The organism is Streptomyces sulfonofaciens, from assembly GCF_014656295.1.
GTDB classification, from domain to species: domain Bacteria; phylum Actinomycetota; class Actinomycetes; order Streptomycetales; family Streptomycetaceae; genus Streptomyces; species Streptomyces sulfonofaciens.
This window is the reverse complement of record NZ_BNCD01000009.1, coordinates 198,355-223,927: the sequence shown is the minus strand read 5'-3', so window position 1 is coordinate 223,927 and position 25,573 is coordinate 198,355. Positions and strand designations below refer to the sequence as shown.

General features: G+C 73.7%; 18 protein-coding genes and 1 pseudogene. 14 read left to right on the top strand and 5 right to left on the bottom strand.

From position 1 onward, the window contains the following. From IE313_RS17045 to IE313_RS17020, 6 genes and pseudogenes are all read left to right on the top strand, one after another. Nucleotides 1-3,109: ATP-binding protein (locus IE313_RS17045; protein ID WP_229924697.1), on the top strand; the 3,109-nt coding region annotated here is incomplete at its 5' end. Continuing rightward, nucleotides 3,106-3,822, top strand: a complete 717-nt coding sequence (locus tag IE313_RS17040; protein WP_189932988.1) for a response regulator — start codon at nt 3,106-3,108, stop codon at nt 3,820-3,822. The genes IE313_RS17045 and IE313_RS17040, both read left to right, overlap by 4 nt. A gap of 555 nt (nt 3,823-4,377) precedes the next feature. Next, nucleotides 4,378-6,462 carry a bifunctional polysaccharide deacetylase/glycosyltransferase family 2 protein gene (locus tag IE313_RS17035; RefSeq protein WP_189932986.1) on the top strand — a complete coding sequence of 695 codons (2,085 nt, stop codon included), beginning with the start codon at nt 4,378-4,380 and terminating at the stop codon, nt 6,460-6,462. Nucleotides 6,463-6,544: 82 nt separating this feature from the next. Further along, nucleotides 6,545-7,648, top strand: coding sequence for an LCP family protein (locus IE313_RS17030; RefSeq protein WP_189932984.1), 1,104 nt, complete (start codon nt 6,545-6,547; stop codon nt 7,646-7,648). A 107-nt stretch (nt 7,649-7,755) separates the two neighbouring features. Continuing rightward, the gene (locus IE313_RS17025) at nt 7,756-8,646 is read left to right on the top strand and encodes a trypsin-like serine protease (RefSeq protein ID WP_229924696.1); all 891 of its coding nucleotides are present in this window, start codon (nt 7,756-7,758) and stop codon (nt 8,644-8,646) included. 360 nt (nt 8,647-9,006) lie between these two features. Further along, nucleotides 9,007-9,762 (top strand): annotated as a pseudogene (locus IE313_RS17020) (enolase C-terminal domain-like protein); the annotation flags it as partial. A 189-nt stretch (nt 9,763-9,951) separates the two neighbouring features. Here IE313_RS17020 and IE313_RS17015 read toward each other — a convergent pair. After that, the gene (locus tag IE313_RS17015; RefSeq protein ID WP_189932982.1) at nt 9,952-10,884 is read right to left on the bottom strand and encodes a ketopantoate reductase family protein; all 933 of its coding nucleotides are present in this window, start codon (nt 10,882-10,884) and stop codon (nt 9,952-9,954) included. 415 nt (nt 10,885-11,299) lie between these two features. Then, complete coding sequence (locus IE313_RS17010; protein WP_229924695.1) at nt 11,300-12,148, bottom strand: type III effector protein; 849 nt, start codon at nt 12,146-12,148, stop codon at nt 11,300-11,302. A 249-nt stretch (nt 12,149-12,397) separates the two neighbouring features. Here IE313_RS17010 and IE313_RS17005 point away from each other — a divergent pair, with 249 nt between their 5' ends. Together IE313_RS17005 and IE313_RS17000 are read left to right on the top strand one after the other, a co-directional pair. Next, nucleotides 12,398-12,832, top strand: a complete 435-nt coding sequence (locus IE313_RS17005; RefSeq protein ID WP_189932980.1) for an Hsp20/alpha crystallin family protein — start codon at nt 12,398-12,400, stop codon at nt 12,830-12,832. Nucleotides 12,833-13,218: 386 nt separating this feature from the next. Next, nucleotides 13,219-13,740 (top strand): DUF2267 domain-containing protein, encoded by a 522-nt coding sequence (locus tag IE313_RS17000; RefSeq protein WP_189932978.1) that lies wholly within the window; start codon nt 13,219-13,221, stop codon nt 13,738-13,740. A 150-nt stretch (nt 13,741-13,890) separates the two neighbouring features. Here the strand turns inward: IE313_RS17000 and IE313_RS16995 are convergent, their stop codons facing one another. Beyond that, nucleotides 13,891-15,171 carry a M6 family metalloprotease domain-containing protein gene (locus tag IE313_RS16995; RefSeq protein WP_189932976.1) on the bottom strand — a complete coding sequence of 427 codons (1,281 nt, stop codon included), beginning with the start codon at nt 15,169-15,171 and terminating at the stop codon, nt 13,891-13,893. Nucleotides 15,172-15,453: 282 nt separating this feature from the next. Here IE313_RS16995 and IE313_RS16990 point away from each other — a divergent pair, with 282 nt between their 5' ends. Further along, the gene (locus IE313_RS16990; protein WP_373317006.1) at nt 15,454-16,113 is read left to right on the top strand and encodes a TetR/AcrR family transcriptional regulator; all 660 of its coding nucleotides are present in this window, start codon (nt 15,454-15,456) and stop codon (nt 16,111-16,113) included. Nucleotides 16,114-16,507: 394 nt separating this feature from the next. Then, entirely contained in the window at nt 16,508-18,088 is a 1,581-nt protein-coding gene (locus IE313_RS16985; protein WP_189932974.1) for an MFS transporter, read from the top strand. 156 nt (nt 18,089-18,244) lie between these two features. On the opposite strand, the gene IE313_RS16980 is transcribed toward IE313_RS16985, so the two are convergent. Both IE313_RS16980 and IE313_RS16975 read right to left on the bottom strand, forming a co-directional pair. Beyond that, complete coding sequence (locus IE313_RS16980; RefSeq protein ID WP_189932972.1) at nt 18,245-18,844, bottom strand: MarR family winged helix-turn-helix transcriptional regulator; 600 nt, start codon at nt 18,842-18,844, stop codon at nt 18,245-18,247. Between the two features lie 277 nt (nt 18,845-19,121). Then, nucleotides 19,122-19,643: a GNAT family N-acetyltransferase gene (locus IE313_RS16975; RefSeq protein WP_189932971.1), complete on the bottom strand. Its 522-nt coding sequence runs from the start codon at nt 19,641-19,643 to the stop codon at nt 19,122-19,124. A gap of 211 nt (nt 19,644-19,854) precedes the next feature. Here IE313_RS16975 and IE313_RS16970 point away from each other — a divergent pair, with 211 nt between their 5' ends. The 4 genes from IE313_RS16970 to IE313_RS16955 all read left to right on the top strand — a co-directional run bounded on the left by IE313_RS16970 (nt 19,855) and on the right by IE313_RS16955 (nt 25,524). Beyond that, entirely contained in the window at nt 19,855-20,862 is a 1,008-nt protein-coding gene (locus tag IE313_RS16970) for a sigma-70 family RNA polymerase sigma factor (RefSeq protein WP_189932969.1), read from the top strand. A 543-nt stretch (nt 20,863-21,405) separates the two neighbouring features. After that, complete coding sequence (locus IE313_RS16965) at nt 21,406-22,206, top strand: DeoR/GlpR family DNA-binding transcription regulator (protein WP_189932967.1); 801 nt, start codon at nt 21,406-21,408, stop codon at nt 22,204-22,206. Further along, nucleotides 22,203-23,150 carry a 1-phosphofructokinase gene (gene pfkB, locus IE313_RS16960; protein WP_189932965.1) on the top strand — a complete coding sequence of 316 codons (948 nt, stop codon included), beginning with the start codon at nt 22,203-22,205 and terminating at the stop codon, nt 23,148-23,150. The genes IE313_RS16965 and pfkB overlap by 4 nt, the downstream gene beginning before the upstream one ends. A gap of 31 nt (nt 23,151-23,181) precedes the next feature. Next, a complete protein-coding gene (locus tag IE313_RS16955; protein ID WP_189932963.1) occupies nt 23,182-25,524 on the top strand; it encodes a PTS fructose transporter subunit IIABC in 2,343 nt (780 codons plus the stop codon). The last annotated feature ends 49 nt before the right edge of the window (nt 25,525-25,573 follow it).

The following is a 25,573-nucleotide window of genomic DNA, read 5'->3' as shown; positions in this document are numbered from 1 at the left end:
GGCGAACGGTGATCTGTCGAAGAAGATCGACGTGGACGCCCGGGGCGAGATCCTGGAGCTCAAGACCACCCTCAACACGATGGTGGACCAGTTGTCGGCGTTCGCCGACGAGGTGACGCGGGTGTCCCGCGAGGTCGGCACCGAGGGCGATCTGGGCGGCCGGGCCCAGGTGCGGGATGTCTCGGGGGTGTGGAAGGACCTCACGGACAATGTGAACTTCATGGCGTCGAACCTGACGTCGCAGGTGCGCAACATCGCCCAGGTCGCCACGGCGGTGGCGAACGGTGATCTGTCGAAGAAGATCGACGTGGACGCCCGGGGCGAGATCCTGGAGCTCAAGACCACCCTCAACACCATGGTGGACACGCTGGGGTCCTTCTCCTCCGAGGTCACGCGGGTGGCACGCGAGGTGGGCAGCGAGGGACGGCTCGGCGGCCAGGCCCGGGTCGAGGGCGTCTCCGGCAACTGGATGCGGCTGACCACCGGCGTCAACGAACTGGCACTGAACCTCACCACGCAGGTCCGCGCGATCGGCGAGGTCGCCAGCGCCGTGGCCAAGGGCGACATGTCCCGCTCCGTCACGGTGGAGGCGCAGGGCGAGGTCGCCGACCTCAAGGACAACGTCAACCTCATGGTGTCCAACCTGCGGGAGACCACCCGCACCAAGGACTGGCTGGAGTCCAACCTGACCCGTATCGCGGGCCTGATGCAGGGGCACCGGGACCTGGTGGAGGTCGCCGACCTGATCCTGCGTGAGCTGGCCCCGCTGGTGAACGCGCACTCCGAGGTCTTCTTCCTGGTCGACTCCGCGAGCGAGCCCCGCGAGGGCCTGGAACTCATCGCCGACTACGGCATCGGCGGGCGCGGCCGCGAGGACCTGCGGGCGGACTCGCCGCTGCGCGGCCTGATAGCCCAGGTGGTGCGGGAGAAGAAGCGCATCCTCATCGACGACGCCCCGCCGGACTACGTGACCGTGCGCTCGGGCCTCGGCGCCTCACCGGCGTCGAGCATCCTCATCCTGCCGATCCTCTTCGAGGACCGGATGCTGGGCGTCATCGAGCTCGCCTCGTTCAGCACCTTCAACGAGATCCAGCTCACCTTCGTCGACCAGTTCGCGCACACCATCGGCGTCTCGTTCAACACCATCCTCGCCAACGCCCGTACGGAGGCGCTCCTGTCGGAGTCCCAGCGCCTCACCTCCGAGCTGCGCAAGCGCTCCGACGAGCTCCAGCGCTCCAACGCCGAGCTGGAGGAGAAGGCCGCCCTGCTCGCCACCTCCTCGCAGTACAAGTCGGAGTTCCTCGCCAATATGTCGCACGAGCTGCGCACCCCGCTCAACTCGCTGCTCATCCTGGCCAGGCTGCTCGCCGACAACCCTGACAACCGGCTCTCCGACCAGGAGGTCGACTTCGCGAGCACCATCCACCGCGCCGGCTCCGACCTGCTGCAACTGATCAACGACATCCTGGACCTGTCGAAGGTCGAGGCCGGCCGGATGGACGTCCGCCCCAAGGAACTGCCGCTGACCAAGCTGCTCGACTACGTGCACGCCACCTTCCGGCCGCTCACCATCGACCGCGGCCTCGGCTTCGACATCGCCGTCGGCGAGAACGTGCCGCGCGAGCTGTACTCCGACGAGCAGCGCCTCCAGCAGGTGCTGCGCAACCTGCTGTCCAACGCGGTGAAGTTCACCAACTCCGGAGGCATCGAGCTGCGCGTGGAGGGAGTGGCGCCGGACCGCTTCGAGGAGGAGACGCTGCGGGAGGCCGAGTCCGTCCTCGCCTTCTCCGTGAAGGACACCGGCATCGGCATCCCGCCCGAGAAGCTGTCGGTGGTGTTCGAGGCGTTCCAGCAGTCCGAGGGCACCACCAACCGCAAGTACGGCGGCACCGGACTCGGCCTGTCGATCAGCAGGGAGATCGCCGGACTGCTCGGCGGCCGGATCGACGCCGAGAGCGAGGAGGGCGTCGGCTCGCGCTTCACCCTCTACGTGCCGGCCCGGCTGCCCAGCAGGTCGCTGGCGGCCGCGTCGGGCAGCGCGACCCCGCAGCTCGGCGGCCCGGAGCGGTACGTGGAGAAGGTGCCGCGGGTGCGGACGGACGCGGAGCCCGGTGCGGCGGCGGAGCCCGGTGCGGCGGTCGAGCTTTCGGACGGCGCCCGCACGGCCCGGGCCCCCAGCGGCGTGGGCCGGGTGGACGACGTCCTCGCCTCCGCGGGGACCCCGCCGGTGCTTCCGGAGCACGGGCACCGGGGCCGGGACGCGGCCGGGACCGAGCAGCCGGTGAGCGACGTGACGCCGCCGGGTGCCCATGTCCCGTCGCTGCCCCGCACCAGCGACGAACGCGAGCGCGAGGACACCTGGCCGGAGACGACCCGGCTCAAGCAGTGGCTGAGCGGCCGGCCGGGCCGGGTCCTCACCGGGCGGCACATCCTCATCGTCGACGACGACATCCGCAACGTCTTCGCCCTCACGCACATGCTCGGCCGGGTCGGTATCTCGGTGAAGTACGCCGAGAACGGCCGGGAGGGCTTCGAGGTGCTGGACCGCTCGCCGGAGATCTCGCTGGTGCTGATGGACATCATGATGCCGGAGATCGACGGCTACGAGGCGATCCGCACCATCCGGGGCACCCCGCGCCTGGCCGACCTGCCGGTCATCGCGCTCACCGCCAAGGCCATGCCGGGCGACCGGGAGAAGGCCATCGAGGCCGGCGCGGACGGATACGTGCCGAAGCCGGTGAACGTCGACCAGTTGCTGTCCGCCATCTTCGAGCAGCTCGACTCGCGGGACGCCACGGAGACCGGGGCCCGGGCCCGGGCCGGGGCCGCCGCGGGCGACGGCGGGCAGGAGCCGGCCCGGCGGGCGGACCGGGAGGCCGATCGAGGTCCCCGCCCGGAAGGGGACCAGCAGCCCGTCGGGGACACCGGCGGGGGCGCGGCTCCCGGCCCGGACACCGCTCGTGGACCTGATCGGCGGGTCGGCGCGGACGCCGGCGGCCGAGGGCCGGACCGGCACACCGCGCACGAGCGGTCCGCGCCCCCCGGGGCCGCCGCGGGGCGGTCGCCGGAGGATGACGACACACACGCACCACCAGGAAACGCCCCATGACCACACCCGCACCCCCTGCCGCACCCACACCGGACAGGTCGAGCATCCTCATCGTCGACGACATGGAGGAGAACCTGGTGGCGCTGGCGGCGGTACTCGGACCGCTCGGCCAGCGGGTGGTGTTCGCGCGCTCCGGTGAGGAGGCGCTGAAGGCGATGCTGCGGCAGCAGTTCGCCGTCGTGCTGCTCGACATCCTGATGCCGGGCATGGACGGCTTCGAGACCGCCGGGAACATCAAGCGGCTCGACCAGACCAAGGACGTGCCGATCATCCTGCTCACCGGCACCGACGTCGACCCCGACTACGCCTACCGCGGGTACGCCGTGGGCGCCGCCGACTTCCTGGCCAAGCCCATCGACCCCTGGGTGCTGCGCACCAAGGTCAACGTCTTCCTGGAGCTGCACCGCAAGAACCGCCAGCTCGCCGTGCAGACCGAGCAGCTCCGCCGGCTGCTGATCACGGACCAGTCAGAGGGCACGGGCCAGGCGGAACGGCTCACCGAGATCACCTGGCGGCTCATGCAGATCGAGTCGCTGCTCCGCGAGAGCGACGGCCCGACGACACCGGCACTGGCCGACCGGATCACCGAGCTGGAGAACGCCGTGCGCGATCTTCGCCAGGGCCGCGCCGGGCCGCCGCCGGGCGAGGGTGAGGGCGAAGGCGAGCGCGAAGGCGGGAACGGGGGCGGGGGCCGTGGGGGCGCCGGGGGCTGATGCCGCCGAGCGGATCCCGCGGGGTCGGGCCCCGGCCGCGGGCACGCCGCCGGTATGCGGGAGGCCGTCGCGGCCCTGCGGGCAGGGGCTCCGGGCAGGCCCGCCGTCGTTGGTGTGACGTTTCTCCTACCGGTCGGCGCAGACTGGGGCGGGGACATACCGCCGATACGGCGGATGACTACACTCGCCCAGCATGTGTGAGGCCGTTGGGATGAGAAATCCGCAGAAAGCATGCTTTGACCTATCGGGAGTCGACGACCCCGGCAGGACCGACGGCGAGCGGTGGAGCGGTGCCGGGGACCCGGCCCGCGACAGACCTGCGGTCACGGCGGTGCCCGGCGGCACCACCCGAAGAGACGCGGTACTGCGGGGCATGGCGCTGCGGGGTGCGGCGCTGCGAGAAGCGGCGCCGCGGGGTGCGGCACCGCGGAACACGGCGCCGGCCGGCCCCGGGGCCACCGCCGGACGGAGCCGCCGGGCGCGGGCCTTCTCCCGCACCCCCGTGCCTCCGCCGCCATCGCGAGGCCCGCGAGGAGCGCGGGGGCACGCCCGCTGATGGCGGGCCGGCACGCACAAGCACGCGATCCGCGAGCGCACTGGCTGCTGCTGGTCCTCGTCCTGCCCCTGATGTTCGGCGCCCTGCTCTTCGAGGGCTGGACCGAGCACGAGGGCGCCGCGGCCGGGGCGCGGAGCGACTGCACCGAGCCCGTGCCCCGGGCCGTGGCGCACGGCGGCCCGGTGCTGCGCATCAAGGGCTCGGATGTGACGTCGTACGCGATGCCCGCCCGTACCGTCGCCCTCACCTTCGACGGGGGGCCCGACCCGGTGTGGACACCGCGCCTGCTCGACCTGCTGCGCGCCCACCACGCGCACGCCACCTTCTTCCTCTCCGGCGCCCAGGCGGCCCGGTACCCCGACCTGGTGCGGCGGATCGCCGCGGAGGGCCACGAGATCGGATCGAACACCTACACCGGGGCCGACCTCGGCGCGGCCTCGGCCGCCCGCACCCGGCTGGAGCTGTCGCTGACGCAACGGGCCCTGGCGGGCGCCGCGGACCTGCACACCACGCTGCTGCGGATGCCGCAGACCACGGCCGTGGACACGCTGTGCGGCACCGAGTGGCCGGCGGCGCACCGGGCGGCCGACGAGGGCTACCTGCTGGTCGCCGCGGACCAGTGGTACCGCAAGCCCTCCCAGGGCGTGATCCGCCAGTACAGCCAGACGCCCACCGCCTACCGGGAGGCACAGCGGCTGCTGGACGACCGGAACGTCGACTCCTTCACCACCGTGACGAACGGCCTCGCCCTGCACCGCGGCGACACGGCCGCCTCGCGGCTGGAGCGCGGCGAGGGCACCGTACTGATCCGGGCCCAGGCCGTCGGGCACGCGTTCGCGAAGGGCATGACCTGGGTCCTGGGCGTCGCGGGCGGGCTCGGGGTGCTGCGGCTTGTGCTGCTCGTCCTCTTCGCCCGGCTGCATGTCAGACGGCTGGAGCGGTTCCGCCCCGGGGCGCCGTGGCTGCGGGAGGTCACCGACCCGGTGACGGTCCTGGTGCCCGCCTACAACGAGGAGGCCGGCATCGAGTCCACCGTCCGCTCGCTGCTCGCCTCCACCCATTACGACCTCCAGGTCATAGTGATCGACGACGGGTCGACCGACCGGACGGCGGACCTGGCCACCTGGATCGACGACCCGCGGCTGATGGTGGTCAGGCAGCCCAACGCGGGCAAGGCGGCCGCCCTCAACACCGGTCTGAGCCTGGCCGCGCACGAGATCGTGGTCATGGTCGACGCGGACACCGTCTTCGAGCCCGACACCGTCCACCGGCTCGTCCAGCCGCTGGCCCACCCGGCGGTCGGCGCGGTCAGCGGCAACACCAAGGTCGGCAACCGGCGCGGCCTGCTGGGGCGCTGGCAGCACCTGGAGTACGTCTTCGGGTTCAACCTGGACCGCAGGATGTTCGAGGTCCTGGAGTGCATGCCGACGGTCCCCGGGGCCATCGGCGCGTTCCGCCGGGACGCGCTGATGGGCGTCGGCGGGGTGAGCGGGGACACCCTCGCCGAGGACACCGACCTCACCATGGCGCTGTGGCGGGCCGGCTGGCGGGTTGTCTACGAGGAGTCCGCGATCGCCTGGACGGAGGTCCCGGGTTCGCTGCGCCAGTTGTGGCGGCAGCGCTACCGCTGGTGCTTCGGCACGCTCCAGTCCATGTGGAAGCACCGCCGCGCCGTGCTCGAACTGGGCCCCGGCGGGCGGTTCGGCCGCCGCGGGCTGAGCTACCTCGCCCTCTTCCAGGTCGCGCTGCCGCTGCTGGCGCCCGTCGTCGACCTCTTCGCCCTGTACGGGGCGCTCTTCCTCGATCCGGTGCAGGCGGCCGGGGTGTGGTTCGGCTTCCTCGCCGTCCAGCTCGTCTGCGCCGGGTACGCGCTGCGGCTGGACGGTGAACGGGTGCGGGCGCTGTGGTCGATGCCCTTCCAGCTCCTCGTCTACCGGCAACTGATGTACCTGGTGGTCATCCAGTCCCTGGTGGCGGCGCTGCTCGGCGCCCGGCTGACGTGGCACCGCACGAAGCGCTCGGGCACGGCGGGGGAGCGGCTGGAGCAAGGCGAGCCGGGGGTGCGGGAGCTGTCGTCCCGGTGACCGGGGCACGGGCTGCGGCGGTGGGCGCGGCGGCGGCCGGTGCCGCGGCGCCGGGAGATGTCTGCGAGAGGGAACGGTGAACATGCACGAGGTGCCGATGCGTGATCGGCAGGGCGGATGGTCCGGCTCGGACCCGGCAGACGGCCCGGTGGCCGCGCCGCACCAGGTCGCGGGGCGGCCGCGGGGCAGGCCGCCCAGGACCCCGGCGAGCCGCGGCCGCAGGATCGCCCGGGCGCTGGTCCTCGTGCTCGTCCTGCTGGTCACCGCCTCCGTGGCGTCCTACGTGTGGGCGGGCACCCAGCTCAACCGCACGGTGGACCTGGGCAAGGTGCCGGACCGGCCGCCGCGCGGCAAGGGCACCAACTACCTCATCGTGGGCTCCGACAGCCGGCAGGGCCTCACCGGCCGGGCGAAGAGGGAGCTGCACACGGGCTCGGCCGACGGCGGCCGCACCGACTCGATGATCCTGCTGCACACCGGCGCGCACGGCACCACGACGGTCAGCCTGCCGCGCGACTCGTGGCTGACCGTCCCCGCCCACGTCCGCCCCGAGACCGGCGAGCACGTCCCGGCCGCGAAGGACAAGCTGAACGCCTCGTACGCGCTGGGCGGCCCCGACCTGCTGGTGCGGACCGTGGAGTACAACACCGGCCTGCACATCGACCACTACGCGGAGATCGGCTTCTCGGGGTTCGTGGACGTCGTGAACGCCGTCGGCGGGGTGCGGATGTGCCTGGACCGGGACATCAGGGACAAGAACTCCGGCCTGGCCCTGACGAAGGGCTGCCACGTCCTGGACGGCCGGACGGCGCTGGCGTTCGTCCGCCAGCGCCACCAGGAGGCCAGGGGCGACCTCGGACGCACCATGAACCAGCAGAAGTTCCTGTCGGCGCTCGCCCACAGGGCGGCCGCGCCCGGTGTCGCGCTCGACCCGTTCAAGGCGTACCCGACGGTGCGGTCCGGGCTGCACACCCTGGTCGTGGACAAGGACACCACCCCGTGGACGCTGGCCGCGCTGTTCCGCGCGATGCGGAACGAGGCGGCAGGTGGCGGACGGCGGCTCGACGTCCCGGTGTCCGACCTCGGCCTCAGCACTCCGAAGGGTAGTGCGGTCCAGTGGAACGCGGCCCGGGCGAAACGGCTCTTCGAGGACCTGCGCGAGGACCGGACGGTGCACGCCGGGTAGGGGCGGTCGGCGACGGGCGTGATGGTTCGGGGCCGGCGCGCGCTGTCTGCTGTGGACGCTCCACGTCCCGAACAGATTACCGACACCGACCTCCTCAGGAGTCCACCGTGCGGATCCGACATCTGCGCACCACCCTCGCCGGCACGGCCGCCGCCTTCGCCGCGGCCGCCCTGATGCTGGCGTCGCCCTTCCCGGCCGCCGCCATCAACTCGTACAACGCCGAACCGGCCCCCGAGCGCACGGAGGTCGGCGCGCTCCTCGCCACCTGGGACGACGACGGCGATCCGAGCACCGCGGACCGGGTGGACTGGGTCTGCTCCGGCACGATGGTCGACGCGGACACCTTCCTCACCGCCGCGCACTGCACCAGCGACTGGCCGGCGGGCGTGGCGTTCTACGTCTCCCTCGACCAGGACGTGCAGGGCGCGCTCGACACCGCCGCGGCCGCGCACCCGGGCGACCCCGCGGCCATCGCGGCGCAGGTCGGCGTCGAGGGCCGGGCACACACCGATCCCTCCTACCCCGGGCCCAGTTCGGACCCGCACGACATGGCCGTGATCGAGCTCCCGGCGAAGGCGGTGCACGACCGCTGGTCCTTCACCCCGGCCGCCCTCCCGACCGCGGGACGCCTCGACGCGCTCGGACCGCAGGGACTGAACGGCGCCGACTTCACCGTCGCCGGATACGGCACCCAGGAGGCGGAGCGCGGAACCGGCGGCCAGAGCCACCCGGGCGGCGGCGTCCGGATGAAGGCCCCCGAGACCTTCGACGCGCTGAACGGCGCGTGGGTGCGGCTCGCCATGACCGCTCCGCAGGGCAACGGCGGTGCCTGCTACGGCGATTCCGGCGGCCCGAACTTCGCCGTACTCGACGGGGTGCGGACCCTGGTGGCGACCACCATCACCGGTGACACCCCCTGCTACGCCACCAATGTCGCCTACCGCCTCGACACGGCCGAGGCGCGCGCCTTCCTGTCGCCGTTCGTCACGCTGCCCTAGCGACCCCGGCGCCCCCGCGGACACCCGACCCGGCCGGAGCCGCCCCGGTCGGGCCAGGGGCGGAGGCGCACAGGGCGGCACGCAGCCGAGCGCGGGGACCCGACCACGGGGCGGGTCCCCGCGCCGGCCACGGCCCGCGCTCGGCCACGGCCCGCGCCGGCCCGCTGGACGGGACCCGGCCCCGCCCACGGGCACGCACCCGCGGCCACCCGGCCCCGCGCACTCCAGCCGACGCCGCCCGCGCCTGCGCACCCGCGCCCACGGGCACGCACCCGCGCCCGGGCCGTCCCGAGCCTGTGCGCCCGGGCCGTCCCGCGCCACGCCGTCCCGCGACCCCGGCCCGCGCCGTCCGGGGCCCCGGTGCACGAACTGCTCGGCACCTACCGCACCGCCCTGCCCGCGTACGCCTCCACGCATTTCGGCGACGAGCACGGCGGCCTGGACAGCCCCGGGGCGTTCGCGGACTTCGCGGTGCGCTGCAAGGAGCTGGGCTATCCCGGCTTCAAGATCCACGGCTGGGGCGGCGGGCCGATCCGGCGGGAGGTGGCGGCGGTGCTCGCGACCCGGGCCGCGGTCGGCCCCGACATGGACCTGATGATCGACCCGGCCTGCGAGTACGAGACCTTCGCCGATGCGCTCAAGGTCGGCAGGGCCTGCGACGAGGCGGGCTACTTCTGGTACGAGGACCCGTACCGCGACGGCGGCGCCTCGTCCTTCGCGCACCGCAAGCTGCGCCAACTGATCAGGACCCCGCTGCTGCTCGGCGAGCACGTGCGCGGCCTGGAGGCGCACGTGGACCAGATCCTCGCCGAGGGCACCGACTTCGTCCGGGCCGACCCGGACTACGACGGCGGCATCACGGGCGTCATGAAGATCGCGCACGCGGCGGAGGGCCTCGGCCTGGACGTGGAGATCCATGCCGCGGGCCCGGCGCAGCGGCACTGCATGGCCGCCATCCGCAACACCAACTACTACGAACTCGCCCTCGTCCGTCCGAGGCTCGACCCGAAGAGCAGGCACTACCACGCCTACGCGGACGGCTACACCGACGACCTCACCTCCGTCGACGCCGAGGGACGCGTCCACGTGCCGCAGGGCCCGGGGCTCGGTGTGGTGCTGGACTGGGAGTGGATCCGGCGAGTGAGACGGGGGCGGCGGTGTACGAGTAGGGCCCGCACCAGGGGCTGCCGGGGCCCGGCCCCCGTCGCAATCCCGGCTCGCGTGGGCTTCCGTCCCGGCTCACGCGGGCCCGGCTGCCCGTCGTCCCGGTGCCCCCGGCGGTGCACGTCGCGGGCGCGGGCCTGTTCAGGCGGGCTGTCCCGGGCCCGCGACGCGCTGGTCGTGCACGCGCAGTGCCAGTGTCGCGGCCTCGGTCAGCGGGACGGGGGCGCCCAGGTCGCGGGCGCGGTCGCAGAGGTCGCCGAGCACGCTGTCGACCTCCGTGGGCCGCCCCGCGACGAGGTCGCGGGCCAGTGACGAGGTGGTCGGTGACCCGGGTGCGGTCAGCACGGCCCCGGTCGCGGCGAGGTCCGCGGCGGCGACCCGGTGGCCCGAGGCCCGGGCGACCCCGGCGATCTCGTCGAGAACCGCCTCGGCGAAGCGGGTGCCCCCGGGCACCGCGACCACGTCCCCGACCGGGGCCCGCATCAGGGAGGTGACGGCGCCGACGGCGGCGATGAACACCCACTTGGCCCACATCGCGTCGACGATGTCGCTGCGGCCGTGCACCTCGATGCCGGGCACGTCCAGCGCCGCCACCACCGTGCCCAGCCGCGGGGTGTCCGCACCGTCCAGCTCGCCCACCTCGATCCGGATGCCGGGCGCCATCAGCACCACGGTGCCGTCGTCGCCGAGCTGCGCCGCGACCTTGAGGGTGCCGCCGAGCACCGCGGTCCCGAACCGGCCGGTCAGCGCGTCCATGTGCGCCATGCCGTTGAGGAACGGCACGATCGCGGTGCCGGGTCCGACGGCCGGCGCCAGGTCGTCCGTCACCTGCGCGAGCGCGGCGGCCTTCACCGCGAGCAGCACCAGGTCGTAGGGCCCCTCCAGCCGGTCGGCGGTGACCGCATCGGGCCGCAGCACCTGCGTGTCCTCGCCGGTGGCGACCCGCAGCCCGCGCTCCCGCAGCCGCTCCGCCCTGGCGGGCCTGACGAGGAACGTGACCTCGCGCCCGCCGCCGAGCAGCGCCGCGCCCACCACACCGCCGACGGCGCCGGCGCCCGCGATGAGGATCTTCATGTCGTCGTCTCCCTGGCAGGGGCGCCCCTGCCGCGGCCGGGGCGAGCGGGCGGCACCGGCCGGCACCCGCCGCCCGGTGGCCCTGCCGCGAAGGTATCCGACGGGAACGGGAGCCGCACGACGGCTGCCGTCCCACCGCCGCCCACGGCAGGGGGCGCACCTGCTCGCCGGCGGGACGCGCTCCCCGTCGGCGGGGCGCGCCGCCCGCCGGTCCGCGGCCCGGTCGCGGCCGGACAACCTCACCGCGGCGGTGGCGCACGCCCCCCGCGGCGGTGGCGCACGACCACTCCGCCGGAGCCGGCCGGGCTCCCCCCGGCCCGGTGGGAGCCCGGCCGGGGGGCGTGTGCGGAGTGTGCTCGGGGCCGTGTGCTCGGGGCCGCGTGCGGCGTGTGCCGGGGGCCGGGCGCGGTGCGTGTCAGCTCCCGCCGCGGCGCAGGTCGTCGCTCCGGCGGCGGAGTTGCCTGGTCCGGTCGGTCAGGGAGCCGACGCGGGCGGCCAGTTCGGGATGGGCGTGCCTCAGGTGCGGGAGCGTGTCGGCCAGCGGGGTGACGAGGGCGGCCGGGTCGCTGTCGGCGAGCGCGCGGGCGAGGTCGGCGACGGGGGAGCCGGCTTCTGCGGGCAGGTCGGTGAGGGCGGTGATCTGGCCGGCGAGCTGGCGGAGGTCGGCGGCGTTGGCCCGGGACCAGGCGGTGACCGTGCGGTCGGCGGCGCGGCGGTCGCGGGTGGCCTTCACCCGCTCCTCGCCGGTCGTGCCCTCGTCACCGGGGCGCAGCCGCAGGTAGCGCCGCTCGGCGGCCTGGCGGCTGGTGACGCCGAGGGGGCGGGCGAGGTCGGCCCAACTGGCGCCCGCCGTGCGCGCCGCCTCGATCAGGCCCGGCTCCCAGCCCGCGAGCCGGTGGCGCACCTCGCGCAGCAGGACGAGCGCGGCCAGGGCCTGTTCCGGGGTGGCCGCCGTGGTGCCGTCCCCGGCCCCGGGGCCCGCGGCCGCCGCGCTCCCCGGCCCGGTGCCGCCGCTCGCCGCGCCGCCGCCCTCCGCGGGGCCCGCCGCGCGCACGGCCTCGTCGATGGCGGCGAGCGCGGAGGCGGCGGCCAGGAAGGAGGCGGGTGCGGGCGGCTGGGCGGGCGGCGGAGTGGGGGATGGCCCGGCCTGGTCCGCTGCGGGCGCCCCGGCCCGGTGCCGGGGCCGGTGCCCGGGGAGCGGCCCGGTCCCGGGCGGGTTCGGCGCCGGTGGCGCGGTGCGGGGCGGCCGGTCGTCGTGCGGCATCGTGAGCGGCTCCTTCCGTGGGGTGCGCCGGACGGACGGCTGGTGCTGCGGGTCCTCGCGGAGTGATCGGCGGCGCCGCCGGGGGCCGTCGGTGCCGGTGGACCCGGGGCGCCGGCGGTATCGGCGATGCCGGCGCGGCACGTCGTCGTCGTGATGACGTCAGAACTTGTCGTCGTTCCGATGACATGCTACAACAGGAGCCAGGTGGACGCATTGGCAGAACAGAACCAACTCGGAGGTGTTGCCACGATGTTGATGCGTACCGATCCCTTCCGTGAGTTCGACCGGCTCAGCCAGCAGCTACTGGGCACGTCGGGCACGTGGTCGAGGCCGTCGCCGATGCCGATGGACGCGTACCGCGAGGGTGACGCGTATGTGATCGCCCTCGACCTCCCGGGTGTCTCCCCGGACGCCATCGACATCGACGTCGAGCGGAACATGCTGACGGTCCGGGCCGAGCGCCGTCCGGCCGCGCGGGCCGAGGGCACGCGGATGGAGCTGTCGGAGCGGCCGCTCGGCGTGTTCTCCCGCCAGCTCGTGCTCTCCGACACCCTGGACGCCGAGCGGATCAGCGCCGACTACGACGCCGGTGTCCTCACCGTGCGCATCCCGATCGCCGAGCGTGCCAAGCCCCGCAAGATCGCCGTGAACGCGGCGGGCGCACCCCGGCAGATCAGCGGCTGAGTCCGCAGGGGGCGCGCTCCCCGCACCGGCCCCGCCCACACCGCGGAGGGCGGCCCCGGGCCCCCGCCGGGCCCGCCCTCCGCACGCCACTCCGCGCACAGCGCACACCGCACGGCCATCGCACGCACACCGGGCGGCCCCCTGGCCGCGGCCCGCTCCGCGGCGAGGACACGGGCGCACCGGACCACCCACCGGACCGGACCACCCACCGGACCGGACCGGGCCGGACAAGGCACCCACCGGGCTGGAACGCGCACCGGACCACCCACCGGACCGGACCGGGCCGGACAAGGCACCCACCGGGCCGGAACGCGCACCGGACCGGACCGGACACGACCGCACCAGAACAGGCACGCACCAGAACAGCACAGGAAGGACGGCTGACCATGAGCCGGCGCGCACTCGTGCAGCGCATACGGACCTCGGGCGGATTCGGCGGCGACGAGGAGGCGGAGCGCGTCCTGAACGCCGTGCTGGCCGTCCTCGGCGGTCACGTCATAGGCGAGGAGCGCTGCGAACTGGCGCGGTTGCTGCCGACCGGTGCCGCGGAGCTGTTCGCCGGTCAGATCCCGCTCACCCAGCCGCTCACCGCGCCCGGATTCGTGGCGGCGGTCGCCACCCGCCTCAACCTCCCCCAGCCCGCCGCGCGCTGGGCCACCGGAACGGTCCTCACGGTCCTCGCCGAGCAGGCGGGGGAGGCGCTGACCCGCCGGATCCTGGCCTGCCTGCCCCGCGGTTACGCACTCCTCTTCGGTGTGGCGGACCTCAACGCGGCACGCGCAGCAGCGGAGCACACCGCGGCTCCGGCGAAGGCGGTACTGCCGCGCCCCGCGGGAGCGCCGCGCGAGGCGTACGCCGTCGGGGCCGGCCGGCGGACCCCGGTGGCCGCCGGGGCGCACGGAGCGTGACCACCGCGGACGGCGACCCGTACGCGCGGCGACCCGTACGCGCGCTGCCGCGTCCTGCCGGACGCCGCCGTCCGGCCGCCCCGGACCGGGCTGCGCCACCGGGCGCGGCCGGGCCGGGGCCGCGCGGGAGTGGAACCGGCGCCGTCTCCGTCACCGCCTGCTGATCCGCACCCGGTACGCGCCGCGCGCGTCCACCGAGAGCACCGTGATCCGTACGCCGGAGGCACGGTCGCGGAAGGTGTGGCCGGGCGTGAAGGTGGCGTCGGACAGCTCCGCGTGCACATTGGGGCTGCGCGTGCAGCCGCCGCTGTGCCGGGTGGCGTCGTACACGGTGACGGGCCCCTCGCCGGTGTCCACGTCCGCGTCGACGCGGTAGACGAGCACCCCGGGCCGGCAGACGGCCTCGTCGTTGCCCGCGCGCGTGCGGACCTCGGCCGCGAGGCCCGTGGTGGCGCCGAGCGGGACGAAGACCAGTTTGGTGCCGCCCCGGCCGGCCAGCGGCGTCAGCACGTGCTCGCTCGCGCCGGCCGCAGGGGCGCAGTCCACCTGGTCGTCGTCGAGCCAGCCGAGCTTCCACTTGTGCCAGGCGAGCAGGTCGTTGTTGGCACCCCAGTCCTCGCTCATGATGTCCCAGTGGCCCACCGAGCCCCCGCCCTGGCGGGTGTAGAGGTCGGGCAGGCCGAAGATGTGGCCGTTCTCGTGCGGCAGCACCCGGTAGCCGGTGCGGGCGTAGGAGCCGGAGCCGTCGTCCTGGCGGCTGTAGACGAACGAGACGTTGGAGACGGGCACCCCGTCCGCCATGGGCGCGTCGTGGTTGCCGGCGAAGGTCACCGACAGCACGGTGTTCAGCGCCGAGGGACCCGCGTTCGGCGTCATCAGAACGTTGAGCAGGTCGTAGTCGCGGAAGTCCACGACCGGGTCCACCTTGGCGATGATGTCGTCGACCAGCTTGCGGTAGCCCGGCTCGAAGGGGGCGCCGCGCTCGATGCCGTACGCCTTGAAGGTCCTGGGCATCCGCAGCCAGTGCCGTACGGGGGCGCGCGGCAGGTAGTCCAGGCGGCCGTAGGAGGCGGCGCGGAACCAGTTGCGGGTCTGCGGGAAGAACTCGTCGAGGCGCTCCAGTGCACTGCCCTGGCCCGGTGTGTCCGGGAAGTCGATCATCAGGTTCAGGGCGTGCACGGTACCGGTGGAGTGCGCGTAGCCCGGCGCCGTGGGCACACCCTCGGACATCTGCACGCCCAGCGAGCCGCTGATCATGCAGGGGCCGAGCGCCGCGGTGCGCGGCGGGGCGATCGGGCCCGCGGCGGTGCCGGGGCCGCCGGACCGCGGTGCGGTGCTCGACGAGACCGTCACCGCAAGGGCGAGCGTGGTCAGCGCGGTGAGCGGCACCGTACGGCGGGGGCCCCGTATGAGACGGCCGGTCGGCTGCATGCGTGACCTCCGCTCCGCCCGCGGCAGCCGGACCGCCTGGCTGCACCCTGTGCGATCACCCTGTGCCGGTGGCCCCGGGTCCGCTCGCTGGGTGCGACCGATCGTGGGTTTCCATGGAATTTCCGCAGACGTCCTGGTGCGTGACGCAGGTCACAGGAATGTCGGGAAATATCCGGGGACCTTCTCCCCGTTTGACCGTGTGTCCATACGGAACGGGGACGTTCCCTCGGAGAGCAGCCGGGGGAACGGGCCGGCAGAACCACCGCAGTGAAGGAGCAGGCCGTGACGACCGCCGCCAGTGTGCAGAGCCGGGCGCCCCGGATGCGCGCCGACGCCCTGCGCAACCGGGAGCGGATCATCGCCGCCGCCCGTGAGATGTTCGTCGAGCACGGCGCCCAGGTGCCGCTCGACGAGATCGCCCGCAGGGCCGCCGTCGGCAACGCCACGGTCTACCGCCACTTCGCCGACCGCGACGTACTGATGCGGCAGGTGGTCGTCTCGGTGCTCGACCGGGTCACGGACCTGGCCGAGCGGGCCGTCGCCGCGGCGGACACGGCGGGCGGCGACCCGTCCGCCGAGCTGCGGCGGTTCGTGCACGCCGCCGCCGACGAGCGGATCGGCGCGCTGTGCCCGCTGCTCACCGCCGGCTTCGACAAGGACCACCCGGACCTCATCGCGGTAAGGCTCCGCCTCGAAGCCGTGCTCGATGCGCTCCTGGAGAGGGCGCGCACCGCAGGGCGGCTGCGTGCCGACATCGGCGTCGGCGATCTGATGATCGCCCTCTCCCAGCTCACCCGACCGCTGCCCGGCACCGCCTGTTCGGGCATCGACCGCTACGTACACCGCCATCTGCAGCTTTTCCTCGACGGCCTGATGTCGCCCGCCGGATCCGTCCTGCCCGGCACGGCCGCCACCCTGGAGGACCTGCGGCAACGGGCCTGACCCAGCACCGACGTCCCGACCCCGGCCGGCCACGCCCGGGGCCGGGGGCCCCTGCCGAAGGCAGCCAGGGGCATCACCGAAAAGAACCGGCCAGCCACGGCCGCGTCACACATGGTCCCGGCGCAGTGCGGCGCCCGGACCCTCCCGGCACCGGCCCGGCGACAGCCACGGCCCGCCGGGTCCATCAGTCAGATCAGTTACATAAGTCACATCAGACGCATCAGCGATGAGTTGCACGGCCCCGGCCGAGTCTCATTCGTCGCTTTCCTCGTCTCCTCTCCCTCTCCCGCCCCTCCTCCCTGTCCTTCTCCCTCCTTCTTTCTTCCTCTTCGTTCGTCTCCCTCATCACCACGCAGACGTCACGATCTTGCGCACTATCGAAACGGGTACCTTCATGTCCGAAACCGCCCTCTCCAAGGGACGACACGCCCAGCGGCCGGACGCCGACAACCGGCGTTGGCGCGCCCTCTTCTTCATCGCCCTCGCCCAGTTGATGGTCGTCCTCGACGCGACGATCGTGAACATCGCGCTGCCGTCCGCCCAGCACGACCTGGGCATATCCGACGGCAACCGGCAGTGGGTCATCACCGCCTACGCCCTCGCCTTCGGCGGCCTGCTGCTGTTCGGCGGGCGCATCGCCGACCTGTGGGGGCGCAAGCGGGCCTTCGTCACCGGCCTCGGCGGCTTCGCCCTGGCCTCCGCGGTGGGCGGCGCGGCGCAGAACGAGGTGATGATGCTCAGCGCGCGTGCGCTCCAGGGCGCGTTCGGCGCACTGCTCGCACCCGCCGCGCTGTCCCTGCTCGCGGTGATGTTCACCGACGCCAAGGAACGTGCCAAGGCGTTCGGCATCTACGGGGCGATCGCCGGCGGCGGCGGTGCCGTGGGCCTGATCCTCGGCGGCTTCCTCACGGAGTACCTGGACTGGCGCTGGACCTTCTTCGTGAACGTCCCGTTCGCCATCGTGGCCGCCGCGGGCGCCTTCCTGGTGATCCGCGAGCCCGCCGGCGGCCGCAACCGCTCCCCGCTGGACATCCCCGGCGTGATCATGGCCACCCTCGGCCTCGTGTCCCTGGTGTACGGCTTCACGCACGCCGAGTCCAGCGGCTGGACCGACCCGGTCACCCTCGGCCTGTTCGTCGCGTCGGCCGTGCTGCTCGTCGCCTTCGGCCTCACCGAGTCCAAGGTCAGGGCGCCGCTGCTGCCGCTGCGCGTGGTCGCCGACCGCAACCGCGCCGGCGTGTACCTCTCGCTGGGCCTCGCGATCATCGGGATGTTCGGGCTGTTCCTGTTCCTGACCTACTACCTCCAGGTCGTGAAGGGCTACTCGCCGGTCGAGACGGGCTTCGCCTTCCTGCCGATGATCGCCGGCATGATCACCGGCTCCACGCAGATCGGCGCCCGGCTGATGACCCGCGTCGCGCCGCGGCTGCTGATGGGCCCGGGCTTCCTGGCCGCCGCGCTCGGCATGCTGCTGCTCACCCAACTGGCCGTCGACACCTCGTACGCGGGGCTGCTGCTGCCGGCGATGCTGCTGCTCGGCCTGGGCATGGGCACGGCCTTCATGCCGGCCATGTCCCTGGCCACGCACGGTGTCGAGCCCCGCGACGCGGGTGTGGCCTCCGCGATGGTGAACACCTCCCAGCAGGTCGGCGGCGCCATCGGCACGGCCCTGCTGAACACCATCGCCGCCTCCGCGACCGGCTCGTACCTCGCGGGCCACGCGGCGGGCGCCACCACCGGGCCGGCCCGGCAGTTGGTCCAGCTCCAGGGCATGGTGCACGGCTACACCAGCGCCATCTGGGTCGCCACCGGCATCCTGCTGCTCGCCGCGCTCATCGCGCTGACCTTCGTCACCACCGGGCGCCCTGGCACCGGCGCGCCGACGGCCGCCGGCTCCACCGGGGGCGCCACGCGCTACGGGTCCGCGGGCCGGGAGGCTGCGGACGAGGTGCAGGTGCCGGTCATCGCGCACTGAGGGTGGCACGGTCCCGCGGCGGATCCCGCCGCCGACCTGCCGCCGGTCCTCCGCACGGGTTCCCCGCGCTCCGCAAGGGGTGCGGGGAACCCGTGCGTACGCCTTGCGGCCGGAGCGGTGGATGCGCCGCCCGCGGGCGGCGGGAGGCTGCTCCGGCTAACGGAGCCAGGGCAGGTCCGCACCGGCCTCCCGGGGCTGGAGGCCCTCGGCTATCACTCCCATGATCTCCCCGAGCGTCCGCTGCTGCTCCCGGGTGAGCCGGTCGAAGAGCGCCTGGCGGACCGCCTCCACATGGCCGGGAGCGGCGCGGCCGAGTACCGCGGAGCCCTCGTCCGTGAGGACCGCGAACTGCCCGCGCTTGTCCGACGGGCAGTCCTCGCGGCGCACCCATCCGTGCTTCTCCAGGCGGGCGATGGCGTGCGAGAGCCGGGACCTGGTGATCTTGGCCTGCCTGGCCAGCTCGGTCATCCGCAGCCGGCGCCTCGGTGCGTCGGAGAGCTGCACCAGCAGGCCGTAGTAGAGGTGCGGCATGGCCGCGTCACGCTGGAGCTGGCGGTCCAGGTGGTCGTCCAGCAGCATGGTGGCGTTCATGAAGGAGCGCCAGATGCGCTGCTGCTCGTCGTCGAGCCAGCGCGGCTCCCGCCGGACGGACGCCTCGGCCGCCTCGGACGCCCGCCTCCGTTCGGCCTGCGGTCCGGGGGTGTCGCAGGAAGCGGAGGCCGCGGGAACCGCGCATGAAGCGGGAGCCGTTGTCATGTCACCACTGTAGGGACCGCATGGCGCCATATGTAACAAGCCTGCATATACGACCGGACCCTCTCGTGGCGACTTTGTGTAGATAGCACCCGGTGTACCGGACAACGAGACGTGCGGGACACCCGAGGTGGTGTGTGACGCCTGGTGCGGTGGTGCGGTGGTGCGGTGGTGCGGTGGTGCGGTGGTGCGGTGGTGCGGTGTGGCGGATCCGGGGCGGGTGCGCGGGCCGGGGCCAGGCCGGTGTGCGGGTCCGGGAGGGGGTGCGGGCCCGGGCGGTCTACGGCAGCGGCTTCTCGTACCAGGCCACGTCCCAGTACCTGCCGAACTTCCTGCCCACCTCCCGGTACGTGCCGAGGTGCCGGAAGCCGAAGTGCTCGTGGAGCCGGGTGGAGGGGACGTTGGGCTGGGCGATGCCGGCGTAGGCGCGGTGCACGTCCTCCTCGGCGAGGGCCTCGAAGAGGTGCTTGTAGAGGAGCGTGCCGGTACCGCGGCCGACCGCGTCGGGTGCGAGGTAGACGCTCACCTCGACGGAGGTGGCATAGGCGGGCTTCGCACGGAACGGCCCGGACGTGGCGTATCCGAGGATCGTGCCGGATACCCGGTCCTGAGCAACCAACAGCCGGTGGGGGCCGTCTTGAGGGTGGGAGAGCAGCCACGGGCGCCGTTCATCGGGGGTGAGGACCGAGATGTCGAAGGTGATGGCCGTGTCGCGGACGTAGTGGTTGTAGATGTCCGTGAGTGCGCCCAGGTCGGCCTCGGTACCGGGCCTGACCTGCACTTCCGAGGGTTGGGCAGCCATGTGTTCTTCCCGTGTCGACGTGCAGGATACTGCATGATCAGAAAATTTGACGGTCGGGTTGGGAATTCTGTCCGGATTCCAGTCGTTGTTTCCTTCGGATGCAGGGCACCCGGGCGGTGTCAGGCACCACACGCAACCGCTGAGTACCAGAGCCTACTGACAACCGCTGACAACCGCTGATCACCGACCTGACCACCGTAAGGGAGCACGCATGGCAACCCGTGCCGTCGCCCGTCGACAGTCCGCCTCCGGTGCGACCGAGACGGCAAGCAGTGTTCGCGCCGTAGGCGGCGAGGTCGCCGACCGCGACCTGGTCGGCATGTACCTCGATGAGATCGCGCGCACGCCGCTGCTCGACGCCGCCAAGGAAGTCGAGCTGTCGCAGATCATCGAGGCGGGTGTGTACGCCCGGCAGGTCCTCGACGGGGAGGTGGAGAGCAAGGCGGCCGACAAGGCCGGTGCCACCCGTGAGGAGCTCCGGGCGCTGATGGCCGAGGCCGAGCGGGCCAAGGACATCTTCATCCGTTCCAACCTGCGTCTCGTCGTCGCCGTCGCGCGCCGCTACCCGCGCAGCGGCCTGCCGCTGCTCGACCTCATCCAGGAGGGGAACGCAGGGCTGGTCCGCGCGGTGGAGAAGTTCGACTACCGCAAGGGCTTCAAGTTCTCCACCTACGCCACCTGGTGGATCCGCCAGGCGATCACCCGCTCGATAGCCGACCAGTCCCGCACCATCCGCCTCCCCGTCCACCTGGTGGAGGAGCTGGGCCGGATCCGCCGTGTGCAGCGCGAGTTCAACCGCGAGCACGGCCGCGATCCGGAGCCCCAGGAGGTCGCGGGCGAGCTGGGCACCAGCCCGGAGCGCGTGACCGACGTCCTCGACTGGGCCCGCGACCCCGTCTCGCTGAACATGTCGGTGGACGACGAGGGCGAGACCCAGTTCGGCGACCTGCTGGAGGACACCTCGGCCGTCTCGCCGGAGCAGTCCGTGCTGACGCTGCTGCGCAGCGAGGAGCTGGACGACCTGATCAGCCGGCTCGACGACCGCACCGCCTCCATCATCAAGATGCGGTACGGCATCGAGGACGGCCGCGAGCGCACCCTCACCGAGGTCGGCAAGGAGCACGGCCTGACCCGTGAGCGCATCCGCCAGATAGAGAAGCACGCGCTGCTGGAGCTGAAGAAGCTGGCCCGGGACACCGGGTTCGACGCGGCAGCGTGACAAGACCGGCGCTGCGGAGATTCCCCCGTCACCGCAGCGCCTCCCGGGGGGCTCATGCCCCCCGCGAGCCCCGGCGCCCTCCCCCCGGCGTCGGGGCTCGCTCATGTCCGGACCCGCGGCCGTCCGCCTGCACCGGGGTGTCGGCCTGCGCCGGGGTGTCCGCCCGTGCTGGTGTCCGCCCGTGCCGGGACTGGTGCGCCGGGCCCGGCCGGCTTGGCGCCCCTGTGCCCGTACGGACCGGATCGGTCCCCCGGGAATGCCCGTTTGCTTCCGTACCGTGCCCGAACGCATTTACTTTCCCTCCGTTGCGCCGTACGCTCCCCCGAAACCCACGGCTTCGGACACGAAGAACAGAAAGCCCCACTGCTTACGGCGAGTGCTTACGGCGAGCACGGAGAAGCAGCGCGGAGCAGTGGGAAGCAGCGGGAAAAGGCGCGGAGCAGTGGGAAGAAGCGCGGAGCAGTCAGAAGAAGCGGGACGAAGGGCCCGGCAAGCACCGGAGGAGCCCACGCACACCGGATACCGGAGGGAACAGCACCCGCCATGTACGCCCAGGAGCGGCAACAGGAGATCCTCAGGCTCGCCCGTGACAGCGGCCGGGTCGACGTGCTGTCGCTCAGCGACACCTTCCAGGTCACCGCGGAGACGATCCGCCGCGATCTGAAGACCCTCGACCGCGCGGGCCTGCTCCGACGCGTGCACGGGGGAGCCATCCCCGCGGGACGCCTCGACTTCGAACCGGACCTCGCCGAGCGCGAAGGCACCGCCGCCGACCAGAAGGACCGCATCGCCCGTGCCGCCCGCGCCGAACTGCCCGCCGAGGGCAGCGTCATCCTGGACGCGGGCACGACCGTCGCCCGGCTGGCCGCCGAGCTGCCCGTGGAGTCGACGCTGACCGTCGTCACCCACAGCCTGCCCACCGCGGCCCGGCTCGCCGACCATCCCGGTGTCCAGCTCCACCTCGTCGGCGGCCGGGTACGCCACCGCACCCGCGCCGCCGTCGACGCCTGGGCGCTGCGGGCCTACGCCGAGATCCGCGCCGACGTCCTCTTCCTGGCCGCCAACGGCTTCTCCGCGCAAGGCGGCCTGACCACGCCCGACCTGGCCGAGGCCGCGGTGAAACGGGCGGCGGTCGCCGCCGCCCGCCGCGTCGTCCTCCTCGCCGACTCGGCCAAGCACGGCCAGGAGCACTTCGCCCGCTTCGCCGACCTGGCCGACGTCGACCTGCTCATCACCGACGCCGGCCTGGCCCCCGAGGACGCCGCCGCCGTCGAACGCGCGGGCACCCGGGTCCTGCGTGTCCCGGTGGACGGCCGCCCCGACCCGGCAGGGGCATCCGCGTGATCCTCACCGTCACCCCCAACCCGTCCCTGGACCGCACGTACGAGGTGCCGTCGCTGGACCGCGGCGAGGTGGTGCGGGCGACGGGCGAGCGCATGGATCCGGGCGGCAAGGGCGTGAACGTCTCCCGCGCGGTGGCCGCGGCCGGGCACCGCACCGTCGCCGTCCTGCCGCTCGGTGGGGCCCCCGGCGCGCTCGTCGCCGATCTCCTCGCCGGTCAGGGCATCGAGGCCGTCCCGGTCCCCGTCACCGGTCTGACCAGGTCCAACATCGCCCTCGCCGAACCCGACGGCACCCTCACCAAGATCAACGCGCCGGGTCCCGAGATCACCGGGGAGGAGGCCGAGGCGCTGCTCGCCGCGGTCGGCGAGCGGTCCGCGGGCGCCGATTGGATCGCCTGCTGCGGCAGTCTGCCGCGCGGCCTCGGCCCGAACTGGTACGCGCACCTGGTGGCCCGCGCCCACGCGGTCGGGGCCGGGATCGCGCTGGACACCTCCGGCCCCGCCCTGCTGGCGGCGCTGCGCGAGGGGCCCGACGTCGTCAAGCCCAACCTCACCGAGCTGTCCGCCGCCGTGCGACGCCCGCTCGCCACCCTCGGCGACGCGCTCGGGGCCGCGGAGGAACTGCGCGGCCTCGGGGCCGGGTCCGTGCTGGCGAGCCTGGGCGCCGACGGCCAGCTCCTCGTCGACGCCTCCGGTGCCTGGTACGGCACCGCGCCCGCCGGTGCCGTACGCAGCGACGTGGGCGCCGGGGACGCCTCGCTCGCCGGGTTCCTGATCGCGGGCGGCACGGGGCCCCGCGCGCTCGCCTCGTCCACCGCGCACGGCGCCGCTGCCGTGCGGCTGCCCGGCAGCGCCATGCCCACCCCGTCCGACCTCGTCCCGTCCGCGGTGACGGTCACCGCGGACGTGCCCGTGGACCGCCGCCTCGGCGGCCCGAGGCCATGATCCCTTCCGTACGCGTGCAAAGGAGCCCGCGATGAGCGGCACGATCACCGCGGACCTGGTCGACCTCGACCTGTCCGCCGACACCAAGGAGACCGCGGCGCGCGCTCTCGCCGAACGGATGGCGGCGCTCGGGCGGGTGACCGACCTCGACGGCTTCCTGGCCGATGTCGCCGCGCGTGAGGCGCGGCTGCCCACCGGCCTGGAAGGCGGCATCGGCATTCCGCACTGCCGCAGCGCCCACGTCACGGAGCCCACGCTCGCGTTCGGCCGCAGCGCCCGCGGCGTCGACTTCGGCGCCTCGGACGGCCCCGCCGACCTGATCTTCCTGATCGCCGCACCCGCGGGCGCGGACGACGCCCATCTGACGATGCTCTCCGCCCTGGCGCGCCGCCTCCTGGACGCCGACTTCACCGCGGCACTCCGCTCGGTCGAGGACCCCGCGGGGGCCGCGGCCCTGATCGGCGGCACCGCGGTCCCGGCCGGTGGCGCGGACACCGCGGCGCCGGCGGCACGGGAAACGGCGCAGGAACCGGTACAGCAGCCGGTGCAGGAACCGGTACAGGACCCGGCGCAGGCGGCAGTACAGGCCGCGGCACAGGAAGAGGACGGACACGAGGAGGCGGCGGGACCCGCGGCGGCCGGCGCCCCGGAAAAGTCGGGCACCGGTACGGAGTCGGGCACCGGTACGGAGTCGGGCACCGGTACGGAGTCCGGCACCGGTACGGAGTCCGGCACCGGCGCGGAGTCCGGCCCCGGTACGGCGGGCGCCGTTCCCGCACAACCGCTGCGCATCGTCGCCGTGGCCTCCTGCCCCACCGGAATCGCACACACGTACATGGCCGCGGAGGCCCTGGAGAACGCCGGGCGGGCGGCGGGCGTGGAACTGGTCGTCGAGGCGCAGGGCTCGGCGGGCTTCACCCGGCTCGACCCGGCCGTGATCGCCGCCGCCGACGCGGTGATCTTCACTCATGACGTCCCGGTGCGCGAGAGGGAGCGGTTCGCGGGCAAGCCCACCGTCGACGTGGGGGTGAAGGCCGGCATCAGCCGCCCTGCCGACCTCATAGCCGAGGCCCGCGCCCTCGCCGCCCGCGGCGTCGGGGCGGCAGCCGATGGCGCGGCGGTGCCCGGGAGCGGGAGCGCCGGTGCCGAGGGCGGGGCCGGGGCGCCCGGGGGCGCACCGGCGGTGTCCGGGGCGCGCACCCCCGTCGGGAACACCGGCTCCCACGGCGACGGTTACGCGACGAAGCTGCGCACCTGGCTGATGTCGGGCGTGAGTTACATGGTGCCCTTCGTGGCGGCGGGCGGCCTGCTGATCGCACTCGGCTTCGCGATCGGCGGCTACCGCATCGACAAGGCCCCCTCCGTCGCCGAGCACTTCGCCTGGACCGACCACGGAAGCTGGGCCGCGCTGCTCTTCCAGGTCGGCGGTCTGGCCTTCGGCTTCCTCATCCCGGTGCTCGCCGGCTACATCGCCTACGGGATGGCGGACAGGCCGGGACTCGTTCCCGGGTTCGTCGGCGGCTCCGTCGCGGTCACCATCAACGCCGGTTTCCTCGGTGGCCTCGCCGCGGGTCTGATCGCCGGTGCGGTGGTGCTGGGACTCGGCCGGCTGCGGATACCCGCGCCACTGCGCGGCATCATGCCCGTGGTCGTCCTGCCGCTGGTCTCGTCGATCGTCGTGGGCTTCCTGATGTTCCTGGTGATAGGCAAGCCCATCGCGTCCCTGCAGAGCGCCCTCACCGACTGGCTGAAGGGCCTGTCCGGCACCAACGCGGTCATCCTCGGTGTGGTCCTCGGCCTCATGATGTGCTTCGACCTCGGCGGCCCGCTTAACAAGGTCGCGTACACCTTCGCGGTCGGGGGCCTCGCCGCCCCGACCACCGGCAGCCTCAAGGTGATGGCCGCGGTGATGGCGGCCGGCATGGTCCCCCCGCTGGCCATGGCGCTCGCGACCGTGGTGCGCGGCCGGCTGTTCACACCCACCGAGCGGGAGAACGGCAAGGCGGCGTGGCTGCTCGGCGCCTCCTTCATCACGGAGGGCGCCATCCCGTTCGCCGCGGCCGACCCGCTGCGCGTCATCCCCTCGTCTATGGCCGGCGGCGCGGTCACGGGTGCCCTGTCGATGGCCTTCGGCTGCACGCTCCGGGCCCCGCACGGCGGCATCTTCGTGGTGCCGCTGATCGGCAGGCCACTGCTGTACCTGGTCGCGACAGCCGCGGGTGTCCTCGTCTCGACGGTACTGGTGGTGGCGCTGAAGGGCGCCAAGGCGGCACGGGCGGCGGCCGAGGAGGCGGGGGCGGAAGCCGTGCGTGCGGAAGCCGTGGGGACGGAGGCGGTGGGGACGGAAGCGGTGGGGGGCGGCCGCCGTGGGTGAAGGCGGATGAGCGCACCGGGGACGGGCGGGGTCACCGGGACGGGCAGCC